This window comes from Amycolatopsis marina, assembly GCF_900111885.1.
In the GTDB taxonomy this organism is placed as follows: Bacteria; Actinomycetota; Actinomycetes; order Mycobacteriales; family Pseudonocardiaceae; genus Amycolatopsis; species Amycolatopsis marina.
In genome coordinates this window covers 126553-148882 of sequence record NZ_FOKG01000002.1, presented here as the reverse complement: position 1 = coordinate 148882, position 22330 = coordinate 126553, and the positions used below count along the sequence as shown (strand labels likewise).

Annotated in this window: 28 protein-coding genes; 19 read left to right on the top strand and 9 right to left on the bottom strand. The window is 70.2% G+C overall.

All coding sequences use genetic code 11. The features are described from left to right. Positions 1–47 precede the first annotated feature (47 nt). The 4 genes from BM199_RS04855 to BM199_RS04840 all read right to left on the bottom strand — a co-directional run bounded on the left by BM199_RS04855 (position 48) and on the right by BM199_RS04840 (position 1709). The gene (locus BM199_RS04855) at positions 48–365 is read right to left on the bottom strand and encodes a DUF202 domain-containing protein (protein WP_091670180.1); all 318 of its coding nucleotides are present in this window, start codon (positions 363–365) and stop codon (positions 48–50) included. After that, positions 362–703: a YidH family protein gene (locus BM199_RS04850; RefSeq protein WP_091670178.1), complete on the bottom strand. Its 342-nt coding sequence runs from the start codon at positions 701–703 to the stop codon at positions 362–364. Before BM199_RS04850 ends, BM199_RS04855 begins: the two co-directional genes overlap by 4 nt. A gap of 70 nt (positions 704–773) precedes the next feature. Then, positions 774–1223 (bottom strand): GtrA family protein, encoded by a 450-nt coding sequence (locus BM199_RS04845; RefSeq protein ID WP_091670175.1) that lies wholly within the window; start codon positions 1221–1223, stop codon positions 774–776. A gap of 90 nt (positions 1224–1313) precedes the next feature. Further along, positions 1314–1709 carry an STAS domain-containing protein gene (locus BM199_RS04840; RefSeq protein ID WP_245788164.1) on the bottom strand — a complete coding sequence of 132 codons (396 nt, stop codon included), beginning with the start codon at positions 1707–1709 and terminating at the stop codon, positions 1314–1316. Positions 1710–1985: 276 nt separating this feature from the next. Between BM199_RS04840 and BM199_RS04835 the strand changes: the two genes are divergently transcribed. Further along, the gene (locus BM199_RS04835) at positions 1986–2435 is read left to right on the top strand and encodes a hypothetical protein (protein ID WP_091670170.1); all 450 of its coding nucleotides are present in this window, start codon (positions 1986–1988) and stop codon (positions 2433–2435) included. Between the two features lie 171 nt (positions 2436–2606). On the opposite strand, the gene BM199_RS34430 is transcribed toward BM199_RS04835, so the two are convergent. Beyond that, on the bottom strand, positions 2607–3422 hold the full coding sequence (locus BM199_RS34430; RefSeq protein ID WP_177242473.1) for an ANTAR domain-containing protein: 816 nt from the start codon (positions 3420–3422) through the stop codon (positions 2607–2609). 135 nt (positions 3423–3557) lie between these two features. Between BM199_RS34430 and BM199_RS33725 the strand changes: the two genes are divergently transcribed. After that, positions 3558–4040: a hypothetical protein gene (locus tag BM199_RS33725; protein ID WP_177242472.1), complete on the top strand. Its 483-nt coding sequence runs from the start codon at positions 3558–3560 to the stop codon at positions 4038–4040. A gap of 97 nt (positions 4041–4137) precedes the next feature. After that, on the top strand, positions 4138–4443 hold the full coding sequence (locus BM199_RS04820) for a HesB/IscA family protein (RefSeq protein ID WP_091670162.1): 306 nt from the start codon (positions 4138–4140) through the stop codon (positions 4441–4443). A 54-nt stretch (positions 4444–4497) separates the two neighbouring features. Here the strand turns inward: BM199_RS04820 and BM199_RS04815 are convergent, their stop codons facing one another. Continuing rightward, a complete protein-coding gene (locus BM199_RS04815) occupies positions 4498–5619 on the bottom strand; it encodes a glycerate kinase (RefSeq protein ID WP_091670866.1) in 1122 nt (373 codons plus the stop codon). 8 nt (positions 5620–5627) lie between these two features. Next, positions 5628–6614, bottom strand: coding sequence for a 2-hydroxyacid dehydrogenase (locus BM199_RS04810; RefSeq protein WP_091670159.1), 987 nt, complete (start codon positions 6612–6614; stop codon positions 5628–5630). Between the two features lie 148 nt (positions 6615–6762). Here BM199_RS04810 and BM199_RS04805 point away from each other — a divergent pair, with 148 nt between their 5' ends. The 11 genes from BM199_RS04805 to BM199_RS04755 all read left to right on the top strand — a co-directional run bounded on the left by BM199_RS04805 (position 6763) and on the right by BM199_RS04755 (position 15981). Further along, on the top strand, positions 6763–7590 hold the full coding sequence (locus tag BM199_RS04805) for a CoA transferase subunit A (RefSeq protein ID WP_091670157.1): 828 nt from the start codon (positions 6763–6765) through the stop codon (positions 7588–7590). Between the two features lie 29 nt (positions 7591–7619). Further along, positions 7620–8345: a CoA-transferase subunit beta gene (locus BM199_RS04800; RefSeq protein ID WP_091670863.1), complete on the top strand. Its 726-nt coding sequence runs from the start codon at positions 7620–7622 to the stop codon at positions 8343–8345. After that, complete coding sequence (locus tag BM199_RS04795) at positions 8345–9520, top strand: thiolase family protein (protein ID WP_091670154.1); 1176 nt, start codon at positions 8345–8347, stop codon at positions 9518–9520. Before BM199_RS04800 ends, BM199_RS04795 begins: the two co-directional genes overlap by 1 nt. Positions 9521–9539: 19 nt before the next feature. Then, the gene (gene pcaH, locus BM199_RS04790; protein ID WP_091670151.1) at positions 9540–10274 is read left to right on the top strand and encodes a protocatechuate 3,4-dioxygenase subunit beta; all 735 of its coding nucleotides are present in this window, start codon (positions 9540–9542) and stop codon (positions 10272–10274) included. Continuing rightward, positions 10271–10816 (top strand): protocatechuate 3,4-dioxygenase subunit alpha, encoded by a 546-nt coding sequence (gene pcaG / locus BM199_RS04785; RefSeq protein ID WP_091670149.1) that lies wholly within the window; start codon positions 10271–10273, stop codon positions 10814–10816. The genes pcaH and pcaG overlap by 4 nt, the downstream gene beginning before the upstream one ends. Positions 10817–10923: 107 nt before the next feature. Beyond that, positions 10924–12279 carry a lyase family protein gene (locus BM199_RS04780; protein WP_245788163.1) on the top strand — a complete coding sequence of 452 codons (1356 nt, stop codon included), beginning with the start codon at positions 10924–10926 and terminating at the stop codon, positions 12277–12279. Continuing rightward, a complete protein-coding gene (pcaD, locus tag BM199_RS04775) occupies positions 12276–13073 on the top strand; it encodes a 3-oxoadipate enol-lactonase (RefSeq protein WP_091670146.1) in 798 nt (265 codons plus the stop codon). Before BM199_RS04780 ends, pcaD begins: the two co-directional genes overlap by 4 nt. Further along, positions 13066–13470, top strand: coding sequence for a 4-carboxymuconolactone decarboxylase (gene pcaC, locus BM199_RS04770; protein ID WP_091670144.1), 405 nt, complete (start codon positions 13066–13068; stop codon positions 13468–13470). The genes pcaD and pcaC overlap by 8 nt, the downstream gene beginning before the upstream one ends. A gap of 9 nt (positions 13471–13479) precedes the next feature. Beyond that, positions 13480–14283, top strand: coding sequence for an IclR family transcriptional regulator (locus BM199_RS04765; RefSeq protein WP_091670141.1), 804 nt, complete (start codon positions 13480–13482; stop codon positions 14281–14283). Then, on the top strand, positions 14280–14855 hold the full coding sequence (locus BM199_RS04760; RefSeq protein ID WP_091670139.1) for a nucleotidyltransferase family protein: 576 nt from the start codon (positions 14280–14282) through the stop codon (positions 14853–14855). The genes BM199_RS04765 and BM199_RS04760 overlap by 4 nt, the downstream gene beginning before the upstream one ends. A gap of 238 nt (positions 14856–15093) precedes the next feature. Then, on the top strand, positions 15094–15981 hold the full coding sequence (locus BM199_RS04755; RefSeq protein ID WP_091670136.1) for an AAA family ATPase: 888 nt from the start codon (positions 15094–15096) through the stop codon (positions 15979–15981). A 105-nt stretch (positions 15982–16086) separates the two neighbouring features. Here BM199_RS04755 and BM199_RS04750 read toward each other — a convergent pair whose 3' ends face one another. Beyond that, positions 16087–16437, bottom strand: a complete 351-nt coding sequence (locus tag BM199_RS04750) for an STAS domain-containing protein (RefSeq protein WP_091670133.1) — start codon at positions 16435–16437, stop codon at positions 16087–16089. Positions 16438–16607: 170 nt separating this feature from the next. Next, complete coding sequence (locus tag BM199_RS04745) at positions 16608–16916, bottom strand: WhiB family transcriptional regulator (protein ID WP_091670130.1); 309 nt, start codon at positions 16914–16916, stop codon at positions 16608–16610. Between the two features lie 301 nt (positions 16917–17217). Between BM199_RS04745 and BM199_RS04740 the strand changes: the two genes are divergently transcribed. From BM199_RS04740 to BM199_RS04720, 5 genes are all read left to right on the top strand, one after another. After that, positions 17218–17592, top strand: coding sequence for an ATP-binding protein (locus BM199_RS04740; RefSeq protein ID WP_245788162.1), 375 nt, complete (start codon positions 17218–17220; stop codon positions 17590–17592). A 62-nt stretch (positions 17593–17654) separates the two neighbouring features. After that, positions 17655–18383: a SigB/SigF/SigG family RNA polymerase sigma factor gene (locus BM199_RS04735; protein ID WP_091670857.1), complete on the top strand. Its 729-nt coding sequence runs from the start codon at positions 17655–17657 to the stop codon at positions 18381–18383. Positions 18384–18457: 74 nt separating this feature from the next. Then, a complete protein-coding gene (locus BM199_RS04730; RefSeq protein WP_245788161.1) occupies positions 18458–19852 on the top strand; it encodes a PP2C family protein-serine/threonine phosphatase in 1395 nt (464 codons plus the stop codon). 60 nt (positions 19853–19912) lie between these two features. After that, a complete protein-coding gene (locus BM199_RS04725; RefSeq protein WP_091670125.1) occupies positions 19913–21019 on the top strand; it encodes a vWA domain-containing protein in 1107 nt (368 codons plus the stop codon). Further along, a complete protein-coding gene (locus tag BM199_RS04720; protein WP_091670122.1) occupies positions 21012–22124 on the top strand; it encodes an XdhC family protein in 1113 nt (370 codons plus the stop codon). The genes BM199_RS04725 and BM199_RS04720 overlap by 8 nt, the downstream gene beginning before the upstream one ends. The last annotated feature ends 206 nt before the right edge of the window (positions 22125–22330 follow it).

The following is a 22330-nucleotide window of genomic DNA, read 5'->3' as shown; positions in this document are numbered from 1 at the left end:
ACAGCGACATGGCCTAGCGCTTGGTCTCACCTGTACGTGCGGTTGGGCTACAGCAACGAGACCAACGTGATGGTGGAGGTCAGGGTGACGAGTACCGCGACTCCGGCGATCATCGGTCCGCCGGCGGGGGCGGGCCGCGGCGCGGTGCGCAGCTGCCGGTCCCGATAGCGACCTGTGACGGCGAGCACGGCCGCGGTGATCGCCGCGAGCACGGCGGGCACGGTCGTGCTGTCCCAGTCCCGGTGGGCGGCGCCGTGGAACAGCAACAGGGAGCAGGCTGCGGCCGCGAGTGCCGTGCGTTGCCAGGCGAGCCTTGTCCGAGCGGGCTGCAGACCGTCGGGCGAGACCTGGGTGCCAAACGTCATCCGATGACCACCAGTGCCGCGGCGAACGCGGTGATCAACAGCACGCCGATGGTGACGACCAGCAGCATCCGGCTTCGGGGGAGCGGCTCGCCTCGCCGCATGGCCTGTTGCGCCCTGTGCCAGCGGGGATAGCTGGAGATGGCCAGTGCGGCCGCGAGCGCGAGGCACATCGCGGCGAGAGCGGTGCGCGCCCCCGGCACCGAAAGCCCTGGCACCAGTTGGTGGACGGCGACCCCGCCTGCCACCAGTCCGAGGGAGGTGCGGATCCAGGCGAGGAAGGTGCGCTCGTTGGCGAGCGTGAACCGGTAGTCCGGTTCGGTCTCCTCGTGCTCGGCCACAACACCTCCTGATGCGGCGAGTGTAACGGCCGCCGTGGCGAAGCAGCGGTTGGTGTTTCGGTGACTGTCGTCAGTGGCGGGCGAACACCCACAGCCGCAACAGGAAGAAGCGGCAGGCCCCGCCGAGCATGCTGGTGGCGACGAGGACCAAGGTCTCCAGCGTGCCGGTGGGCTCGGCGACCACGGAGCGCAGGACGAGCAGTACCAGCGAGCCGTAGCCCGCGTAGAACACGAAGGTGAGAGCGGCCTGCAGGTACCGCCGCCCGGCTGGGGCGGCGGTACCCGCGAAGGTCACCCTCCGGTGGAACTCCGTGTTGACCAGCGTTGTCGCCGCGATGGCCAGCAGATTGGCCGAGTAGGAGCCGAACGGTGTGCGCAGGGCGAGGAAGAGTCCGGCCTGAAGCGCGGTCGTAACTCCTCCCGCTGCCAGGTACCACGCGGCGTGTCTGCCGAATTCGCGGTGCCTCGACCGCGTGGCACCGGGCGGGTCGTCGCCGGTTACCGGTATCGCGGTGGGCATGACCGGTAACCTACATATCTTTCACAAAGTTTTGAAGCCAGAGAACTTACCCGGTCGTGTGATGTCGGCGACCGTTGTGGTGTTCGCTACTCACGCCGGGAGTACCGCCTTGGTGGCCGCGTCCCGCGTGGGGCGCACCGTCATCCTGTCCAGGCACCCGGTCACTTCGAGCGCGCGCAGCACCGGCCGTACGTCGGTGGCCAGGGCCCACGGGAGTTTCGCTCGTGCGGCCGCCTCGGAGAGTTCGATGAGGCAGGTGAGGCCCGCGGTGGCCAGGAACGTGACCTCGGTGAGGTCGACGACGAGACAGGTGGCGTTCCGCACTGCCGTGTCCAGGCACTGGCGTAGCGCGTCGGCGGAGCGGATATCGAGTTCGCCCGAGGCATGGACGACGACCACCCCCGGCTCCACGTTCTCGAGCGCAACAGTCAGGTCGTGTGCGTGAACGACGGTGTTGTGGTGGTCGGTCTGTTCGATGGTTTGCACGAGCTGTGCTCCTCCGGCTTCGCGAATCTGCGAATGATGTACCGGAGCGGGAAATGTCCGAGGGCTTCGCGATGTCCGGGGAGCCGCCTGCTGGACACGAGATGTTCCCGCTCCGCCGGCTGGTTGCTCAACCTCGTTTCCCACCGTAGCCATGAGCTGGGTGAGGAGCAAGGTGCTCGCCCATGTGAGGGAAACCGCCCGTTTGTCGGGCGGGCGGGTGGGGTAACTGCAACGAACGAGCAGAGAAGAGCCGAACCACGACAGCCGGGAGCAACAGTGGGCGACCGCGACGATGCACACAACCCGGATGCGGTTGAGACCGATCCGAACGCGCTGAGCAGCAGCGAGGGCCTGGACGAGGACCGGTTGCAGATGGATCCGCTCGAGGAGGGCATCGAACCACCCGAGCACTGGACCGCCGTCAACCGCTTCGGCATGACGCATTTCGAGCAGCAGCAGCGGGAAAGCCTCGAGGAACGGGTCCAGGAGGAGCAGCCGGACGTGCAGCCGCCCGAGGTGCCGGAGCGGCCGGTGGCCGCGACCCCTGCCGACCAGCTTGACGAGTCCGTGGACGATCCGGCCCGCGCCGCGGACGACGCTGACCGCGTCGTCCCTCCCGACGCCACCGACGGGCTGACCTCCTACGCTGTGGCGGAGGGCAGGGCTGCCGACGAGGCGGGCGGCTCGGTGGCAAAAGCCATCCGCACCCCACCCGAACCAGAGTGAGTGCTGGCGCGGGTTCATCACCGCGCGGTCATGAACCAGGACCGCACTTTTCCGCGAAAGTGACATACCAAGCGCGTGCAGGTACCGCACTTTCCCGGGAAAGTGCGTCGGGCAGAGTCCGTGATCTGCCCCGGAGTCGCTCCTCAGCCGCACTTTTCCGGGAAAGTGTGGTCAAGCGTTGTCGCCGGGCGCGTCGGCGTCCAGTGCCGCCCAGGTCAACTGGGCGGCGCGCCGGGCGGCCTCGCCGGGGCTGGCGAGGCCGGTCTCCCTGCCCAGTGCCTCCATCGAGGTCTGTTCTGCCGGCGCTTGGCCGACCAGCTCGACCAACGCGACCGCCAGATCGCGCAACTTCACGTTGAAGTGCTGGCTCGAGACGACCAGCGAGCCGAACGCGTTCTCGGCGTCACACCGCCGCACCGCCATGATCATGCCCTTGGCCTGCTCGATGACCCGCCGATGCTCGACCATGGCCACCAGCTGCTCGCCGCGGACCGTCTCGTCCGCGGCGAACTCCACGAGTGCGGCGGACATCGCCATCATGGGCTCGATGCGCTCGATCACGCGCAGGTCGCCAGGGGTCGCTTCGTGGTCGAGGTAGATGCTGAGCACGACGGGGCCCTCGTCGTCCCAGCTGCCCGCGACAGCGACCGCGGCGAGCTGACCGGGCACCGAGTCCAGCGTGGTGATCTTCGTCGCGAGCGAAGGCCAGCGCTCGTCCGTCTGGAGATTCGGCGAAGTGGCCGAACGCTGTTCCGTGGCGGCCCTGGGCACCGGCCCCTCGTCGAGTTCCCACTGCAGGGCGTCGATCGCTTCGGCGAGGCCGCTGACGGCGAGGGTGCCGCCTCCGCCGGAGGAGGTGTGCAGGCCTGCTCCCACGCAGCCCTCGACCTCCGAGCGGACGTAGTCCAGCAAGGTCATCAGCAGTTCGGGTCCCAGGGCTCGACGGGTAGCCGTCTGGTTCGCCCGCGGATTACTCGTCACGGTCATCTGTCGCCTCTCGGTTCCCACCGTGAGCGGCCAATCGGGTTTCGCGCCTCCATGTGCGGGAACCCGGACGGTTGCCCGTCGCCGATCGGCAGGCAGCATAGCGACGTGAGGGCGCCACCGGCATGGGAGCTTTCGATGACCACAACTCCGTACGAGGTCCGGGAGGTCCGTGAACTGGCCGAGCGGATGCTGACCCTGGCCAGGGCCAAGGATCTGAGCACGCTGGCCGTGTTGATCGGCAGGCTGGTGGGCAAGTACGCGCCGCAGCGGCACTTGCTCCGGCCACTGCTGCTCGAGCTGGTCGGGCACACGGTGGAGGCGATTCCGGCGCAGCGCGGGACGCATCCGCGAGAGGTGTTCGTGGCCGACCTGTCCGACGACCAGGGTGCGGGCGTGGAGGTCGACGAGGTGGACCCCGCGCTGCGGGCCATGCTGCGGGCCGTGCTCGCGGCACTCAACGGAGCCCCCGCCGACGTCGTGGATCAGGTGGACCTCGTGGTCGGCGACCGCGATCCCGTCGCGAAGTCGAATGCGGTGGTGCACGGCCTGCTGTGGATCGACCAGTTGACGCACGGTTCCACCGGACGAACCTTGACGGTCTCGCCTGACCTGCGATGAAGCCGAGTTGATCAGCCCGCTTCGCGCGGGCAACCCCGATCACCCCTACCGTGGGGGTGGCAGAGCGCAACGACCGCGACCGAAGGGAAGGTCGAACATGCTTGCCATGACCGACGCCGCCGCCGAGGCGATCAGCGCATTGACGGCGCAGCAGGAGAGCGCCGGACTGCGTTTCGCGGTCCAGGCCGAACAGGAGGCGGGAGCCCAGCTGGCGCTGTCCGTCGCCCCGGCTCCCGAGGAGGGTGACCAGGTTCTCGGTACCGAGAACGGGGCCAAGGTCTTTCTCGAGCCACAGGCCGCCGATTTCCTCGACGACAAGGTGCTCGACGTTCAGCAGGACGACGAGGGCCAGCTCAACTTCGCCGTGATGCAGCAGGGCGAAGGGGAGCCGACCCCGCAGTGACCAGGGGCGGACCGCCGGTCGCCGACCGGCGGTCCGCGCCGCTGCGGCTCTGGCTCAGTGGCTGAGCCAGCACCGCACCAGCTCGGCCGTCTGCTCCCGTAGCAGCGGGTAGGCATTCCTGGTCGCATACTCCAGTGAAGGAGCGTGATCGATCAGGGCCCTGCTGCCTGCGATACCCGCGGCAGCGAGATCGCTGGGCTCCAGCTGCACCCGGCCTGCGACGGCCAGCACCGGGATGCCCAGCGCACCGGCGCGCGCCGCGATGCCGGCTGGTGCCTTGCCGGCCAGACTCTGCCGGTCCAGCGACCCTTCCCCGGTGATCACCAGGTCGGCGCCGTTCATCGCGGCCAGTACGCCGGTCAGGTCGACCACCAGGTCGAAGCCGGACTCGATGCGGGCACCGAGACCCGCGAGAGCTCCTGCCGCGACCCCGCCGCCCGCGCCGCCACCCGGAATGTCCGCGAACGGCGCGCAGCCGGACCGCACGAGCGCATCGGACCAGGCGGTGAGCGATCGTCCGAGCGCCTCGACGTCGTCCGGCCCCGCGCCCTTCTGCGGTCCGAACACGGGGGCCGCGCCTTCGGGCCCGAGCAGTGGGTTCGTCACGTCGGTGGCGACCCTGACCTCCGCCGCGTCAAGTTTTTGCCGCACCGGTGCGAGATCCACGGTGCGCACGGCGCCCAGCGCACCGCCGCCGAGCCCGACCTGGTTGCCGTCGTCGTCCAGCAGGACCGCGCCGAGCGCCAGCAGCATTCCGGCGCCGCCGTCGGTGCTGGCCGTGCCGCCGACGGTGAGCACGATCCGGCTGGCGCCGTTGTCGAGCGCGTGGGCGACGAGTTCACCGACGCCGTATGTGTGGGCGGCCAGCGCCACGTCGGGTGCTGGCTCGACATGTTCGATCCCGCACGCCCTCGCGGACTCCACATAGGCCGTTCCGTCGAGCAGCACGTACCAGGCGTCGATCGAGGCGTCGAGTGGGCCGCGCACCCGTGCGGCGACCCTGGTGCCGCCCGCGGCGAGCAGGACGTCGAGGGTGCCCTCGCCGCCGTCGGCCACCGGGCACTCCCGCACCTCGGCGTCGGCCACGACGTCGCGCACCCCCTCGCCGATCGCCCGCGCGGCCTCGACCGCGGTCAGACTGCCCTTGAACTTGTCCGGCGCGACCACGACCCGCATCGACGTCGTCACGAGGCCACCTTCGACCGCACCGGGGTGAGCGCGGGCTCGTCGCTGAGCACCGCGGCCACGTTGCGCGCGGCGAGCAGGGCCATCTCGGTCCTGGTTTCCACGGTGGCCGAACCGAGATGTGGCGTGAGCACGACGTTGTCCAGCTCCAGCAGGCCGGGGTGCACGTGGGGCTCCTCCTCGAAGACGTCCAGTCCGGCCCCGGCGATGACACCGTCGGCCAGCGCGCGGGCCAGTGCGTCCTCGTCGACGACCGGACCCCTGGTGGTGTTCAGCAGGAAAGCACCCGGCTTCATCGCGGCGAGCGCGGACGCGTCGATCAGGTGCCGGGTCTGTGGTGTCAGTGGGCAGTGCAGGGACACCACGTCGGCGCTGGCGAGCAGCTCCGCCTGCGGGAGGAAGCGCGCGCTGAGCTCGGCTTCGACCTCCTCGGGGACCCTCCGGCGTCCCGTGTAGGCGATCTCCATGCCGAACGCCTTCGCCCGCCGGGCCACGGCCCTGCCGATCTGGCCCAGCCCCACGATGCCGAGCGTGCGGCCCTGCAGGCCCGCGCCGAGCATGAAGTCGAGGCGGAACTCCCACGGCCGTTGCTCGCGCACCAGTCGCTCGCCCTCGCCGATGCGCCGGGTGACCGCCAGTAGGAGTCCGAACGTGAGGTCCGCGGTGGCTTCGGTGAGCACGCCGGGGGTGTTGGTGACGAGCACGCCCCTTTCGGTGACCGCGTCGACGTCGATGTTGTCGTAACCGACCGCAACCGTGGCGACCACGCGCAGCCGCGGTCCCGCGGCTGCGATCACGCTGGCGTCGATCCGGTCCTGCAGCGTGCTCACGAGGGCGTCCGCGCCTGCCACCGCCCGGTGCAGCTCGGCCTCGGTCAGCCCGCGATCCGGTTGGGGTAGATCCACGTCCCCGGCCTCGCGCAGCAGCGCCAGTGCCGGCTCGGCGATCTGCCGGGTCACGACGATCCGGGGTGGGGCATGAGTCATCCGCGCTCCTTCGCCAGTGTGCCGTCGGGGCCACCCTAATTGCGTCCGCGCCGATTGGTCGTCGTTGACGGCGGGAGGTGAGCGAGATAAGTTCTTATATAGAACTTGTGTGCGTGATACGAACATTTGAGCTGAACGAGGTGTGCGGATGGCAGAGCTCGTCTCGCTGGCCGAAGGTGTGGCGCGGCTGGTGCGTGACGGAGACACCGTGGCGCTGGAGGGCTTCACCCATCTGATCCCGGTGGCCGCGGGCCACGAGATCATCCGCCAGGGGCGCCGGGAGCTGACCCTGGTGCGGATGACGCCGGACATCGTCTACGACCAGCTCATCGGCGCGGGGTGTGCGCGCAAGCTGGTGTTCTCCTGGGGCGGCAACCCTGGCGTGGGGTCGCTGCACCGCTTCCGGGACGCGGTGCAGCACGCTTGGCCGGCGCCACTGGAGATCGAGGAGCACAGCCACGCGGGAATGGCCAACCGCTACGTCGCGGGCGCGTCGGGGCTCCCGTTCGCGGTGCTGCGCGGCTACTCGGGCACCGATCTGCCCGCGCAGACGGCGACGATCAAGCAGATCACCTGTCCGTTCACCGGAGAACGCCTGGCCGCCGTGCCCGCGCTCAATCCCGACGTCTCGATCATCCATGCGCAGCGCGCGGACCGGGACGGAAACGTGCAGCTGTGGGGGCTGACCGGGGTGCAGAAGGAGGCCGTGCTCGCCGCGCGGCGCAGCCTGATCACCGTCGAGGAGATCGTTGACGACCTCACACCGGTCCCGGGTGGGATGGTGCTTCCCGGCTGGGCGCTGACCTGCGTCGCCGAGGTGCCGCGCGGCGCGTATCCGTCGTACGCCCAGGGCTACTACGAGCGGGACAACGGTTACTACCAGGACTGGGACGCCATCGGCAGGGACCGGGATGCCTTCACCCGCTGGGTGAACGACCATGTGCTGGCCGGGACGACAGCCGGAGGTGCGCGGTGAGCGAGCGGAACGAGTACAGCTCCGACGAGATGATGTCGATCGCAGCCGCGCGGGCCCTCACCGGTGGTCGTCGGTGTTTCGTCGGTATAGGCCTGCCGTCCACGGCGGCGAATTTGGCGCGCAGGACGCATGCCCCGGATCTTGTCCTGGTCTACGAGTCGGGCGCGCTGGGCGCCAAGCCGGGAAGGCTGCCCGCCTCGATCGGCGACGGGATTCTCGCCGAGACGGCGGACGCCGTGGTCAGCGTGCCGGAGGTGTTCAACTACTGGCTCCAGCCGGGACGAATCGATGTGGGCTTCCTCGGAGCCGCGCAGCTGGACCGCTTCGGCAACATCAACACCACGGTGATCGGGGCCGACTACCACGAGCCCAAGGTGCGCCTGCCCGGTGCGGGCGGAGCACCGGAGATCGCCGCTTCCTGCGGTGAGGTGTTCGTCGTCGTGCGGCAGAGCAGGCGCAGTTTCGTCGAGCAGGTCGACTTCGTGACGTCCGTCGGGCACGGTAGGGCGGCCGGTGACCGGGAGCGGCTCGGCCTGCGCGGCGCGGGCCCGACCCTGGTGATCACCGACCTCGGCGTGTTCCGGCCGGATCCGGAAACGCGGGAACTGGTACTCACCGAGTTGCACCCCGGTGTCGAAGTGGAGCAGGTGCGCGAGGCGACCGGCTGGGACCTGGGGGTCGCACCGGACCTGGCGCGCACCCCGGCGCCGACGAAGGACGAGCTGCGCGCCCTGCGCGCGCTGAAGGAGGCCTGATGGGCGACGTTTTCGTGCTGGACGCGGTCCGCACACCGTTCGGCCGCTACGGCGGCGCGCTGTCCGGGGTCCGCCCCGACGACCTCGCCGCTCATGTGCTCGGTGCACTCGCGGCCCGCAGTGACCTTGATCCGTCTCTTGTGGACGAAGTGGTGCTCGGTGACGCGAACGGCGCGGGCGAGGACAACCGCAACGTCGCTCGCATGGCGGCCCTGCTCGCGGGCTGGCCCACCACGGTTCCCGGGAGCACCGTCAACCGGCTGTGCGGCTCCGGACTTGACGCCGCGATGCAGGCCAGCCGCACGATCGGCGTCGGCGACGCCTCTCTCGTGGTGGCGGGCGGCGTCGAGTCGATGAGCCGGGCGCCGTGGGTGCTGCCCAAGCCCGGCAAGGCGTTTCCGAACGGCCACGAGACGTTGTACTCCAGCACGCTTGGCTGGCGCATGGTCAACCCGGCGATGCCCGAACAGTGGACGGTCTCCCTCGGCGAGAGCACCGAGTTGCTGGCGCAGCGCTACGGGATCGGCCGCGACGAGCAGGACGAGTTCGCCGTGCGCAGCCACCGCAACGCCGCCGCGGCCTGGGACAACGGGTTCTACGACGACCACGTGGTCGCGGTCCCCGGCACCGAACTGGAGCGGGACGAGGGCATCCGCCCCGACTCGTCGCAGGACAAGCTCGCCAAGCTGAAGCCGGCCTTCCGCGCGGAGGGCACGGTGACCGCGGGCAACGCCTCACCGCTCAACGACGGTGCCTCCGCCGTGCTGCTCGGCGACGCGGCTGCCGCCGAACGGGTCGGCACGGCGCCGCTCGCCAGGATCGCGGGCAGGGGAGCGGCGGGCGTGGACCCGGACGTCTTCGGCATCGGGCCGGTGCGCGCGGCCGAGATCGCGTTGGAGCGTGCGGGTATCGGCTGGGCGGACCTGGCGGCCGTCGAACTCAACGAGGCGTTCGCCGCCCAGTCGCTCGCCTGCCTCGCCGAGTGGCCGAAGCTGGATCCCTCGATCGTCAACGTCAACGGCGGAGCCATCGCCATCGGGCATCCGCTGGGCGCCTCCGGCGGGCGCATCCTCGGCACGTTGGCCCACGAGTTGCGCCGCAGGGGCGGTGGCTGGGGCCTCGCCGCGATCTGCATCGGCGTCGGCCAGGGGCTGGCCGTCGTCCTGGAATCCTGAGAAGAGGGAGATTCGCCCGATGACAACGACGACGGGGTCGGGACTGCGGTTGCCGAGGTACCGGAAGGATCCGGAGGGCACACACCCGCCGCTGAACTCGCCCGGCTACCGGTCCACCGGCCTGCGGTACCCCCAGCAGCCGTTGGTGCTGCTGCCGCAGAAACTCACCGAGGTCACCGGTCCGCTGCTGGGGCCCGGTCGCCTCGGCGACCACGACAACGACCTGACCCGGGGCCATGGGGGAGAGCCGCAGGGGCAGCGGATCATCGTGCACGGCAGGCTGCTCGACGGCGATGGCCGCCCGGTACGCAACTCACTGGTCGAGATCTGGCAGGCCAACGCGGGCGGGCGCTACAAGCACGTGTGGGACAACTGGCCGTGCGCGGTCGACCCGAACTTCGAGGGCGTCGGCCGCACGCTGACCGACGACGAGGGCCGCTACGAGTTCACCACCATCAAGCCCGGCGCCTATCCCTGGAAGAACCACGACAACGCCTGGCGTCCCGCCCACATCCACTTCTCGGTGTTCGGAACTGCCTTCACCCAGCGGCTGGTCACCCAGATGTACTTCCCGGACGATCCCCTCTTCGCGCAGGACCCGATTTTCAACTCCGTACCGGACGAGCGGGCCAGGCAGCGGATGATCTCCCGGTTCGATCTCGACCGCACGCGGCCGGAATGGGCGCTGGCGTTCGAGTTCGACATCGTGCTGCGCGGCCGTGCGGCCAGCGTCTTCGAGGAGGCGCACGAATGAGCACAGTCGGCAGCACCCCGTCGCAGACCGTCGGTCCCTACCTTGGGCTCGGCCTGCCGTGGCCGGACGGCCCCGATGTCGTGGCGGAGGACGCACCGGGTGCCGTATGGATCCGTGGCACCGTCCGCGACGGCGCGGGAGCGCCGGTGCCGGACGCCCTGATCGAGACGTGGCAGGCCGATCCGCAGGGCCGGTTCGACCATCCCGACGATCCGAGGGACGAGCGTGCGGACGGCTTCCGGGGGTTCGGGCGCTGCCCCACCACCGACGAAGGCACCTACGGAATCCGCACGGTGGTCCCCGGAGCGCTGCCGGGACAGGCGCCGCACATCGACGTCTCCGTGTTCGCCAGGGGACTGCTGCACCGGGTGGTCACCCGGATCTACTTCGCCGACCAGGCCGAGGCCAACGCCGCTGACGAGGTGCTCACGTCGGTTCCGCCCGAGCGGCGCGACACGTTGATCGCCTCCCGCACCGAGGACGGCTACCGCTTCGACGTGCGGCTGCAGGGTGAAGGGGAGACAGTGTTCTTCGATGTATGAGCCGGTGGCACAGTGGCGCAAACAAATGAGCGTTGTGCACAGACGCAGGTGCGGCAGACGTCCGTGTCTCACCTGCACCCGGCCTCCGCAGGCCGGGGGGTGATCGGGTGACGGTAGACCGGCCCGGACTGTTCGACGGCGTGCTCGCCGCGGGCCCGGTACGCGGCGAGGTCGGCGACCGTGCCTGGCTGCGGGCGATGCTCGACGTCGAGTCCGCGCTCGCCGCGGCCGGGGCGGACGCCGGCCTGATCGAGCGGGCACACGCCGACCGGATCGCGGAGGTGTGCCGGATCGGGAACTGGACGACCGAGGACCTCGCGGTACTGGGCGAGCAGGCAGCGGGCACCGGCAATCCGGCGGCGCCGCTGGTCAGGATGATCACCCGGCGCGCGGGGGAGGCAGGCCGCTTCGTGCACCTCGGTGCGACGAGCCAGGACATCGTGGACTCCGCCGCGATGCTCCTGTTCACTCGTGCCCGCACCCTGCTGCTGGCCGACCTGGATGCGTGTGCCGAGGCTGCGGCGACTCTGGCCGAGGCACATGCCACGACCGTCCAATCCGGACGGACGTTGGGGCAGCAGGCTTTGCCCGTCACCTTCGGCCTGGTCGCGGCGGGCTGGCTCGGTGCGCTCGAGCGCGCGGCCGCAGGGCTGCGAGAGCCGCGTCCCGCCGTGCAGCTCGGCGGGGCGACCGGCACTCTCGCCTCGCTCGGCGTCGAAGGGCCTGTCGTACTCGCGGCGTTGAGCCGCAGGCTCGGCCTCGCCGAGCCTGTGCTGCCCTGGCACACCGAAAGGACGCGGATCACCGAGCTCGCGGGAAAGCTGGGCACGGCCGCGGGCGCGGTGTCCGGGATCGCCCGCACGATCACCCTGCTGGCGCAGACAGAGGTGGGGGAGGTGACCGAGCAGGGGCCATCCGGCAGCGGCGGGTCGTCCACGATGCCGCACAAGCGAAATCCGGTCGCCGCCGTCGCCGCTGTGGCCTGTGCCCGGCAGGCCCCCGGCCTGGTCGCGACGTTGCTCGCCGCGGCAGAGCAGGAGCACCAGCGAGCGGCCGGAGCCTGGCACGCGGAATGGCGCCCATTCAGCGAACTGTTGCGCAGCACCGGATCCGCGGTGCACTGGCTGAGCAGGAGCCTGCACCGCCTTGACGTCGACCCGGCGCGGATGCGACGCAATCTCGAAGCGACCGGTGGGCTGATGCTCGCCGAACGGATCACCACCGAACTCGCTCCGGTGGTCGGCAGGCTGACCGCGCACGACGCCGTCACGGCCTGCTGCTCGCGGGTCGCCGAGGGGGAGGGTGAGCTGACCGAGCTGCTTGCCGCCGATCCGGTGGTCGGTGCCGAGCTGTCGCGGGAGCGGATCGCCGAGCTGCTCGACCCCGCGGACTACCTCGGCAGCGCGGGAGAGTTCGTCGGGCGTGCGGTGGGGCAGTACCGGAATCGAAGGGAGAACAGGTGACGGTCGCGGTCAACCATGTCGTCGACGGCCCCGGGAACGGCAGGGACGGCGGGGACAGTGAGGTCGTCGTGCTCAGCGGATCGCTCGGAAGTGACCTGCGGATGTGGCAGCCGCAGGTCGCGCCGCTCACCGGAGCCGGGTACCGGGTGGTGCGCTACGACCACAGAGGACACGGTGGTTCTCCCGCTACGCAGGGACCGTACGATCTTTCCGACCTCGGCGGGGACCTGTTGTCCCTGCTGGACGCGTTGGGCGTCGAGGCCGCGCATGTCGCCGGCCTCTCGCTCGGTGGCATGGTCGGGATGTGGGTCGGGGCGCATGCGCCGGAGCGCGTCCGGAGCCTGACCCTGTGCTGCACGTCCGCCGAACTCGGTCCGCGTGGCATGTGGTCCGAACGTGCGGAACTCGTGCGGGTGCGGGGAATGGCGCCGATCGCGGACGCGGCCCTCGAGCGCTGGTTCACCCGGGGCTGGCGTGCCGGGAACCCGCGGCGCGCCGAGGAGTTCGGCGAAATGATCCGTGCGACGGATCCTGTCGGCTACGCGGGCTGTTGTGCCGCGATCGAGAACATGGACCTGCTCGGAGCGCTCCCCCGGATCACCGCGCCGACGCTGGTGATCTCCGCGGCCGAGGACCCGTCGACACCGCCGGAGCACGGCCGCCGGATCGCCGAGGCCGTGGCCGGCGCCCGGCTGGAGATCGTGCGAGAAGCCGCGCACCTGGGCAATGTGCAGCAGCCGGAGCGCTTCGCCGACCTGATGGTCGAGCACCTGGAGGTGCAGAAGCATGAGTGAGCAGGACAGCTACGAGGCCGGGATGGCGGTGCGCCGCGAGGTACTCGGTGACGAGCACGTGGATCGTGCCGTCGCCGGCACCACGGAGTTCACCGCGCCGTTCCAGGAGTACATCACCAGGTCCGCGTGGGGCGCGGTGTGGACGCGGGACGGGCTGGACCGAAGGACCCGCAGCTGCATCACCCTCGCCGTCCTGACCGCGTTGCACTGTCACGACGAACTCGCCATGCACGTGCGAGCGGCTGTCCGCAATGGACTGACCGCGGCCGAGATCGGCGAGGTGTTGCTGCACACCGGCGTTTACGCGGGCGTGCCTGCCGCCAACGCCGCGTTCGCCATCGCCCAGCGGACGCTCGGTGAACTCGGTGAGTTCGGCGACGTCGCCGAACCCGGATAGGCTGGCGGGATGGACGACACCGCACCGGAACCGCGCGGAGCGCACCATGTGCAGTCGCTGGAGCGTGGGCTCGCGGTGATCCGAGCGTTCGGCACGGGGGCGCAGACGTTGACGCTCAGCGACGTCGCCCGCACCACCGGGCTCACCCGGGCCGCCGCCCGGCGGTTCCTGCTCACCCTGGTCGATCTCGGCTACGTCGCCTTCGACGGCAAGTTCTTCTCCCTGACGGCACGGGTGCTTGAGCTCGGCTACTCGTTCCTGTCCGGACTGTCGTTGCCCGAGGTCGCTCAGCCGCATCTGGAGCAGCTGTCCACGGAGGTGCACGAGTCCTGTTCCGCCTCGGTGCTCGACGGCACGGACATCGTCTATGTCGCGAGGGTCGCGGTGTCGCGGATCATGACGGTGAGCATCAGCGTCGGGACGCGGTTTCCCGCGCACGCCACCTCGATGGGGCACGTGCTGCTGGCCGGGCTGGACAAGGACGCGCTCGACGACTACTTCGCGGACGCCCGGTTGAACCGGCTCACCTCGCACACCCTGACCGCTCCCGAGGATCTGCGCGCCGAGCTGGCGCGGGTACGGGAGCAGGGATACGCGCTGGTGGACCAGGAGCTAGAGGAGGGACTGCGATCGGTGGCAGCTCCGGTGCACGACCGCCACGGCAGGGTCACAGCTGCGGTGAACGTCTCGACGCATGCCAGCCGGACCACCTCGGAGGCGCTGCGCGGGGACATCCTGCCACGACTGGTGGCGGCCTGCCGCAGGATCGAGGCGGACCTGGCCGTCACCGCGCCGGCGCGGTCCGATCGGTGAGTACCGCTGGACTGTTGCTCGCCGCGGGTGCAGGCCGCCGCTTCGGCAGGCCCAAGGCGCTCGTCGAGTCCGGCGGGGAACGGTTCGTGCAACGCGGGCTGCGCACTCTCGTCGACGGTGGCTGCGAGCCGGTGCACGTGGTTCTGGGGGCGGGCGCGGGCGAGGCACGGGCGTTGCTGCCCGAGGACACGGTCACGGTCGAGGCAGCGGACTGGGCGTCGGGCTTGGGTGCGTCGCTGCGGGCGGGACTGGACTCGCTGCACACGGTGGACCGGCAGGTGCAGGCGGTGCTCGTGCAGTTGGTGGACCTGCCGTGGGTCGGGCCCGAGATCGTGACCAGGCTGCGCAGGCTGAGCGCTGCGGACGTCGTCGCACGGGCGGCCTACGCCGGAGTGCCGGGCCACCCCGTGCTGCTCGGCCGCCGCTGGTGGGCGGAGATCGCCGAGGGGGCCGTCGGCGACCGCGGTGCCCGGGACTGGCTGGCCGCACGCCCGGACCTGCGGCTCGTCGAGTGCGCGGACCTCGGCAGCGGCGCCGACGTCGACACCCCCGCCGATCTCCCAGACCCCTGACCCAGCCCTCCCGCACTCAGCTTGGAGGGCCTGCAAGTACTACCAAGCAAGATCAAGACCACCCCCAACCCACTCCAACCGAGCCCACTCGAGGCGCTGGGTTGGTGGCAGTTGAAGACGGAGTCGATCTTGCTTGGTAGTACTTGCAGACGCCCTAACCTGGTGCGGGAGAGACGGGTCGTCAGGGGCGCCGGGTTGGGCGCGCTGCGGAAGATCGCCGAGGCTTTAGACTGCGGGTGTGACAGGTGCCACCGAGTTGCCGGGCTCCCCAGCAAAGGTCGCCGACGCGCTGGAGAAGGCCGGGTACCTTGCCGACGCCGGGGTGGCCACCGCAGCCTTCCTCGCCATGCGGATGCGCAAGCCACTGTTCTGCGAGGGCGAGCCAGGCACGGGGAAGACCTCGTTGGCGCTGGCCCTTGCCGAGGCGCTCGGTCAGCCGTTGATCCGTCTGCAGTGTCACGAAGGGATCGACGCTTCGCAGGCGCTGTACGAATGGGACTTTCCCCGGCAGTTGCTGCACCTGCGCGCGATGGAGGCCGCGAGCGGCGGCACTCTCGACGTCGACGCCGCGGAGCAGTCGCTCTACACCGATCGGTTCCTGCTGGCCCGGCCACTGCTCCGGGCGCTCACGACCGCGCCCTGCGTGCTGCTGATCGACGAGATCGACAGGGCCGACGACGAGTTCGAGGCGTTCCTGCTGCAGCTGCTCGACGAGAACGCGGTCACCATTCCCGAGTACGGCGAGGTCCGTGCGCAGACGCCGCCGCTGGTCGTGCTGACATCGAACCGGACAAGGGAGGTGCACGACGCACTCAAGCGCCGCTGCCTCTACCACTGGCTCGAGCACCCGGACCTGGCGAGGGAGATCGCCATCCTGCGGGCCCGGATACCCGGGATCGGTGCACGACTGGCCGGCCAGGTCGCCGATGCGGTGCGCAGGCTCAGGGAACTGGAGCTACTCAAGCCACCCGGTGTGGCCGAGTCCCTGGACTGGGCACAGGCACTGCTGGCGCTGGACCGTGACGAACTCGACGCCGAGGCCGCCGCGCTGACGCTCGGCGCGGTGCTCAAGTACAGCGAGGATGCCGAGCGGGTGCGAGCGAAGCTGGACGCCTTGCTCGCGTGACCGGCGCAGGCTCAGTGGCCGTGGCGAGAACTCGGGTCCGCTGCCCGAGTCGCCAGGGCTCTGACTCGCCACGACCACGCAGACCACAGTTCCTCAGCCGCCCACTCAGGCCTGTGCCGCACTCCAGGTCAGGTGCTCGTCCACGCCGGCCAGCGTGATCACCCGTTCCACGGCGCTGCTCGCCACCACCGACATGGGCACCTTGCGCTCCTGTGCATGCCGCTGCACCTGAAGCAGCGTGTTGAGCGCCGACGAGTCGAAGAACGTCACGCCGGACAGGTCGGCCACCAGGCTCCCGGGCCGTTCGTCGTTGACGACCGAGGCCAGGGCCTCCTGCAACCGCGGACTGGTCAACAGGTCGAGTTCCCCGGCGACGGCCACACGCCACTCGCCGTCTCCGGCCGTGGTGGTGATGCTGAAGCCGGGCGTCTGGGCATCCAGACCAGGGACGCTCATAGGAACTCTCCTCAGGCTTACCGATGCGCCCCCGGTTTGCGCCTGTGGTCTCAAGCGCCGGCTGCGGCATCGGGTGGGGTACTCACACTGGACGGTGAGCGCTGTCCATGCAACAGAACAGCCCCGACTCTAGCCGAGCGGATGAGGAGCTTGTCGATCACCCGGAGTGTTCAGTTTCTCCCTGCGGTCTCCCTCGGTGCGCGGCGCTGCCGCCGGAACATCTCGCGCCGCTCGATCTCGCCGAGTCCGCCCCAGATCCCGTACGGCTCCTGCACCGAAAGGGCGTGTTCCCGGCACTGCTCCAGCACGGGACAGGACCGGCAGATCGCCTTGGCGCGCTGCTCCCGGGTCTCCCGCGCCAGTCCGCGCTCATTGTCGGTATGAAAGAAGAGGCTGCTGTCCGCGCCTCGGCAGGCGCCGTGCAGTTGCCAGTCCCACTCCTCAGCGACCACGACCGGCAGTCGGCTCACATCGGCCATCTCGTCCCCGCCCTTTCAGCGATCTTCACGTCCGGTGTGCTGCTACCCGGCTGTCGCCGCGGTCAAACGTCGCTGTCTTGTTCACGAGTCGGGTTGGTCACCCGCCGACGTGCGGTCGTGTCCGTGGCCCACCTTCAGTCGGCAGTGAGGGGCCTCCCCGTCCACCGACTTGTGAATAGCCTTCCGGGTTTGAACTACCGTGTGAGGGGGCATCTCAGCGGCGCAGCCGCGATCGATGGAGGAGGCGACAGTGCCGCAGGATTTCGTGGCGAGGGAATCAGCAGGGCATGCGATGCACTCGATGACAGTGCAGACCTCCGCCACGGCGGAGGTGATCCCCACGTTGCGTACGATTGGCGCAGACCTGGCGATGCGTCTGGACTTCGATCTCGATGCGATCGACGATCTGCGGATGGCCGTGGACGAAGCCTGCTCGCTGTTGCTTCCTGCGGCCTCGGACGGCCTGCTCGACTGCGCTTTCCGGTACGGCGCCGGACGGATCGAGTTGAGTGTCTCCGTCTTCACGGAGCAGCCCGACCTGGTCGTCCAGGACGCGCTCGGCTGGCAGCTGCTGAACGCGCTGGTCAGCTCCGTCGACAGGTCGATGGATCAGGTGGACGGGGGCTTTCGGGCCAAGGTCGACCTCGCGCGGGACAGCGCGACGGTCGCCCGGTGACCGAGCGGGAACACGACGGCAGGCGCGGCTCGGTCGGCATCCGCGACGAGGACGTCCCGGAGATGTTCCGGCAGCTGCGTGCGCTGGCGCCGGGGGACCGCCGCCGCGAACGCCTGCGTGAGCAGCTCGTACACCATCATCTCGGCCTCGTGCGCAATCTCGCCCGCCGGTACCGCGGCCAGACGGAGTCGATGGAGGACCTGCTCCAGGTCGGCACCGTCGGCCTGATCAATGCCATCGACCGGTTCGATCCCGAGCACGGCACCGAGTTCCTCGGCTATGCCGTCCCGACGATCACCGGCGAGATTCGCCGCTACTTCCGCGATTCCGGCTGGTCGGTACGCGTACCCCGCAGGCTGAAGGACCTGCACGGCAAGCTCGCGACGGCACGGGAGGAACTCACCACGAGGCTGGCGCGGGCGCCTCGGCCGAGCGAACTCGCCGAGTATCTCGGCATCAGCAGGGAAGAGGTGCATGAAGGTCTGCTCGCCGAGCGAGGGCAGTACGGCACCTCCCTCGACGCGCTGATGGAGGAGTCGGCACATCCCGTTTTCGGTTCGGCTGACGACAACCTCGACCAGGCCGAACTGCGCGCGCTGATCGGTCCCTTGGTCGAGGACCTGCCGGAGCGGGAACGCAAGATCGTCCTGCTGCGATTCGGTTTCGGCCTGAGCCAGTCCGACATCGCCCGCCGGGTCGGCGTTTCCCAGATGCAGGTGTCCCGGCTGCTGGCCAGCACCCTGCGCCAGCTACGTGACCGGATCGGGGATAGCGCCGGACCCCTGGGGTGACACACAGTTGACCTCGCGGCACGTAGTGTCGGCAGCGTTGAGGTCGGCCGGATTCGGGCGAAGGAGGCCGCGAGATGGATGCGTTGCTCGGGGACAGCACCGGTGCGTCCGCGTCGTCACCGGCATCCACGTCATCCGCGTCACGGGAGCGGATGGCCGCCGAGAACTCGGCACTGGAACACGCGCTGGAACGAGCTGCGTTCATGCAGGACGTCTCCCGTCAGCTGGCCGGGTCCCTCAACGTCCGCAGGACGCTGCTGCGGCTGCTCCACCTTGGCGTGCCCTATCTCGGTGACTGGATGATGCTCGCGATATTCGAAGGACATGGTGTCCGGCTCGAGTCCGTGGGCGCGGCGGGATCGGTCGCGGAGCCCGTCTTCCTCACCGAACTGGGCGACGGGGCGACTGCCCTCGACCGCATTCGCCGGAGCGGGCAGACGGAAACTCTGCAGTCGCCGGAAGACCTGTCCGGTACCGCTGCGGGGCAGCGGGAGGACAGTCTCGGCATGCTCATCCCGGACGAGCGCATGCGACAGCGTGCCGCCGCGCTACGGCCCGCCGACGTGCTCGGAGTCGGGCTGACCTCTCGGGGAACGACCATCGGCGCACTGGTGCTGGTGCGCAGGACGAGCCGTGGATTCGACGCGGCGGAGCTGAAACTGGCCGAGGAGTTCGCCCGCAGGGCAGCGGTGACACTCGACTCCGCGGCCCTGTACGAGGAACGCAGCGAGGTCGCCTCGGTCTTGCAGGCGAGCCTGCGCCCGCCGGTGCTGGAACAGATCCCCGGAATGCGGGTATCCGCCCGGTTCCGCGCCGCGATGGAACACATGGCGATCGGTGGTGACTTCTACGATCTGCACGGCGCGAACGACGACTGGTCGCTCGTCATCGGTGACGTCTGCGGCAAGGGCGTCGAAGCCGCGGTGCTCACCGGCCGGGCGCGGCAGACCATCCGCACCGCGGCGCACTTCGACCGGTCACCGGCGACGATTCTCTCCGCGCTCAACGACGTCCTCTACAGTGCCGACTCGGACCGGTTCGTCACCGTCGCCTGTGCGAGGGTCCGGCCGGGGTGTGCGGACGGCAGCGCCGAGGTGACACTGGCGCTCGCCGGGCATCCCGCGCCGCTCGTCCTGCGCGGCGATGGCACTGTCGAGGAGCCCGAGCTGTCCGGAACGCTGTCGGGCGTGCTGCCTGATCTCTCGTACGCGGAGATCACGATCCAGCTGCGCCGAGGTGACCTCATGCTGTTCTACACCGATGGGGTGTGTGAGGCGAAGGGACCGGAGGACATGTTCGGTGTGGAGCGCCTGCGTGCCCTGCTGCCCGCCTACGCCGGGGCGGAGCCGGACGCCGTGTGCGAGGCCGTTGAGCAACGGGTGATCGACCACCTCGACGGCAGGGCACACGATGACATCGCGCTGCTCGCGCTGCGCTGTGAAGGCGTGGCCGTCGAGGCCTCCGGCTGAATCGGGAGACGAGGTACGGTTCGCCGCCCAGCACGCTTGCGACGGGGTGACAATGGCGGGATGGGCGAACCGATCCCGGGACTGGTGGGGTTTCCCGCCGCACTGCGCGCGGCGGGCCTGCCGTGTGACGCGCACCGCGTGCAGGCCTTCCTCGCTGCCGCGGAGCTGCTGGATCTGGCCGACCCCGGCGAGGTCTACTGGGCGGGCAGGCTGACGCTCTGCGCCGATCCTGACGATCTGCCCCGCTACGACGAGGCGTTCACCGCCTGGTTCGCCGCTGCACCGCCGCGCCGGACCTCCCGTCCCGTGCGGCAGAAGCAGAGCGTCCTCGCCGCGCTGACCGCCCCCACTCAGCCCGACGGGGTCGCGGCGGCCGATCGCTCCGGCGACGAGCTGCGGGTCGCGGCCAGCGAAGCCGAGGTACTGCGCGGGCGCGACCTCGGCGAACTCACAGCGGCCGAGCGGGCGCATCTCCGTGAGCTGTTCACGCTGCTGCGCCCGGTGCCGCCACGGCGGTCGTCCCTGCGCAGGCGCAGGGCGCGGCGTGGCAACCTCGATCCGGCCCGGACGATGCGCGCGATGCTCGCGGGCGGTGGTGAACCCGTCCGCCTTTCGTACCGTGCGCGATCGCGACGCCCGCGGCGGGTGGTGTTGCTGATCGACGTCTCCGGCTCGATGACGCCGTATGCCGACTCGCTGTTGCGGTTCGCGCACGTGGTGATGCGCTCCGCTCCGGCGTCGACGGAGGTGTTCACCCTGGGCACCCGCCTGACCCGGGTGTCCCGCCAGTTGCGGCAGCGGGACGCGGAGCGCGCCATGCTGGACGCCGGGCACGCGGTGGCCGATTTCGCGGGTGGCACGCGGCTGGGGGAGACACTGCGGGTGTTCCTCGACCGGTGGGGCCAGCGCGGACTCGCGCGGCAGGCGGTCGTGGTCGTCTTCTCCGACGGCTGGGAGCGGGGCGACACCGCGTTGCTCACCGAGCAACTCGCGCGGATGCGCAGGCTGGCTCGCACCGTGCTCTGGGTCAACCCGCACGCGGGTCGGGCGGGTTACGCTCCCGTGCAGTCCGGCATCGCCGCCGCGCTGCCGCACCTTGACCGGTTGCTGGCCGGACACAGCCTGGCCACACTCGAACGACTGCTGCGGGAGATCCGAGATGCGTGACGTGCTGGACGAACTGCACCGGCGGTGGTCGGCGGGGGAGAGCGTGGGTGTGGGAACGGTCGTGGCGACGTTCTCCTCGGCGCCCCGGGCACCGGGCGCCGCGATGCTTGTCGGAGCCGGCGGCGACGTGGTCGGCAGTGTGTCCGGCGGGTGCGTCGAGGGTGCGGTGTACGAACTGGCACAGCAGGTGCTCGCCGACGGCACACCGGTGTCGCAGCGCTTCGGGGTCAGCGACGACGACGCCTTCGCCGTGGGGCTGACCTGCGGCGGGATCATCGACATCTTCGTGGAGCGGATCGACCGCGAGTCGCTGCCGGAACTCCCGGACATCGTCGGGGCCGTGCACGAGGGCCGGCCGGTCGCGGTCGCGACCGTGGTGGAGCACCCCGAGCCGGAACGGATCGGTCGCAGGCTGATCGTCTGGCCGGATCGGGTGGCAGGCAGCCTGGGATCGGACCGCAGCGACGACGCCGTCGCCGACGACGCGCGCGGGCTGCTGGCGAGTGGGCGCAGCGAGATGCTGCACTACGGGCCGGACGGCCAGCGCCGTGGTGAGGGTATGGCGGTGTTCGTGAACTCGTTCGAGCCCCGGCCACGGATGCTGGTGTTCGGCGCGATCGACTTCGCCGCGGCGATGGCGCGGCTCGGCGCGTATCTCGGTTATCGGGTGACCGTGTGCGATGCGCGGCCGGTGTTCGCCACCGCCAGCCGGTTCCCGGACGCCGACGAGGTGGTGGTCGACTGGCCGCACCGGTACCTCGCGGCGGAGGCCGAAGCGGGCCGGGTGGACCAACGGACCGTGATCACCGTGCTCACGCACGACCCGAAGTTCGACGTCCCGCTGCTGGAGGTCGCGTTGCGGCTGGACGTCGGGTACGTCGGCGCGATGGGCTCGCGGCGCACGCACGACGACCGGATGAAGCGGCTGCACGACACCGGCCTCACCGAGGCGGAACTCGCCCGGCTGTCCTCGCCGATCGGGCTTGACCTCGGCGCGCGCACGCCGGAGGAGACCGCTGTTTCCATCGGTGCGGAGATCATCGCGCTGCGCTGGGGCGGCGGTGGGCGACGCCTCGCCGAACTCGACGGCCGCATCCACGGCTGAGGCGCCAGTCCCCGTCCGCACCAGCTGTGGCACTTTCCCGGGAAAGTGCCGTACGTGCACGCGCAACGAGGGCACTTTCCCGGGAAAGTGCCGCTGGATCGGACGCCAGATCAGCGGATTCGGTACAGATCTCGATCAGGGGCTTGTCCCAACGGGACAGAAGTAGCACGCTCAAATAGTCTCGACTGTGAGGCCCGTCACTGAGT

Bases quoted from the DNA above. Each gene is read 5' to 3' on its own strand.
- BM199_RS04750 (WP_091670133.1), bottom strand. From the start codon at position 16,437: ATGAGCGTCCCTGGTCTGGATGCCCAGACGCCCGGCTTCAGCATCACC.
- BM199_RS34430 (WP_177242473.1), bottom strand. From the start codon at position 3,422: ATGACCGTGACGAGTAATCCGCGGGCGAACCAGACGGCTACCCGTCGA.
- pcaG (WP_091670149.1), top strand. From the start codon at position 10,271: ATGAGCACAGTCGGCAGCACCCCGTCGCAGACCGTCGGTCCCTACCTT.
- BM199_RS04815 (WP_091670866.1), bottom strand. From the start codon at position 5,619: ATGCGGGTCGTGGTCGCGCCGGACAAGTTCAAGGGCAGTCTGACCGCG.
- BM199_RS33725 (WP_177242472.1), top strand. From the start codon at position 3,558: ATGACCACAACTCCGTACGAGGTCCGGGAGGTCCGTGAACTGGCCGAG.
- BM199_RS04800 (WP_091670863.1), top strand. From the start codon at position 7,620: ATGATGTCGATCGCAGCCGCGCGGGCCCTCACCGGTGGTCGTCGGTGT.
- BM199_RS04720 (WP_091670122.1), top strand. From the start codon at position 21,012: ATGCGTGACGTGCTGGACGAACTGCACCGGCGGTGGTCGGCGGGGGAG.
- BM199_RS04740 (WP_245788162.1), top strand. From the start codon at position 17,218: ATGACAGTGCAGACCTCCGCCACGGCGGAGGTGATCCCCACGTTGCGT.
- BM199_RS04745 (WP_091670130.1), bottom strand. From the start codon at position 16,916: ATGGCCGATGTGAGCCGACTGCCGGTCGTGGTCGCTGAGGAGTGGGAC.
- BM199_RS04805 (WP_091670157.1), top strand. From the start codon at position 6,763: ATGGCAGAGCTCGTCTCGCTGGCCGAAGGTGTGGCGCGGCTGGTGCGT.
- BM199_RS04795 (WP_091670154.1), top strand. From the start codon at position 8,345: ATGGGCGACGTTTTCGTGCTGGACGCGGTCCGCACACCGTTCGGCCGC.
- BM199_RS04735 (WP_091670857.1), top strand. From the start codon at position 17,655: ATGTTCCGGCAGCTGCGTGCGCTGGCGCCGGGGGACCGCCGCCGCGAA.
- BM199_RS04730 (WP_245788161.1), top strand. From the start codon at position 18,458: ATGGATGCGTTGCTCGGGGACAGCACCGGTGCGTCCGCGTCGTCACCG.
- BM199_RS04765 (WP_091670141.1), top strand. From the start codon at position 13,480: ATGGACGACACCGCACCGGAACCGCGCGGAGCGCACCATGTGCAGTCG.
- BM199_RS04725 (WP_091670125.1), top strand. From the start codon at position 19,913: ATGGGCGAACCGATCCCGGGACTGGTGGGGTTTCCCGCCGCACTGCGC.
- BM199_RS04810 (WP_091670159.1), bottom strand. From the start codon at position 6,614: ATGACTCATGCCCCACCCCGGATCGTCGTGACCCGGCAGATCGCCGAG.
- BM199_RS04845 (WP_091670175.1), bottom strand. From the start codon at position 1,223: ATGCCCACCGCGATACCGGTAACCGGCGACGACCCGCCCGGTGCCACG.
- BM199_RS04855 (WP_091670180.1), bottom strand. From the start codon at position 365: ATGACGTTTGGCACCCAGGTCTCGCCCGACGGTCTGCAGCCCGCTCGG.
- BM199_RS04820 (WP_091670162.1), top strand. From the start codon at position 4,138: ATGCTTGCCATGACCGACGCCGCCGCCGAGGCGATCAGCGCATTGACG.
- pcaC (WP_091670144.1), top strand. From the start codon at position 13,066: ATGAGTGAGCAGGACAGCTACGAGGCCGGGATGGCGGTGCGCCGCGAG.
- pcaH (WP_091670151.1), top strand. From the start codon at position 9,540: ATGACAACGACGACGGGGTCGGGACTGCGGTTGCCGAGGTACCGGAAG.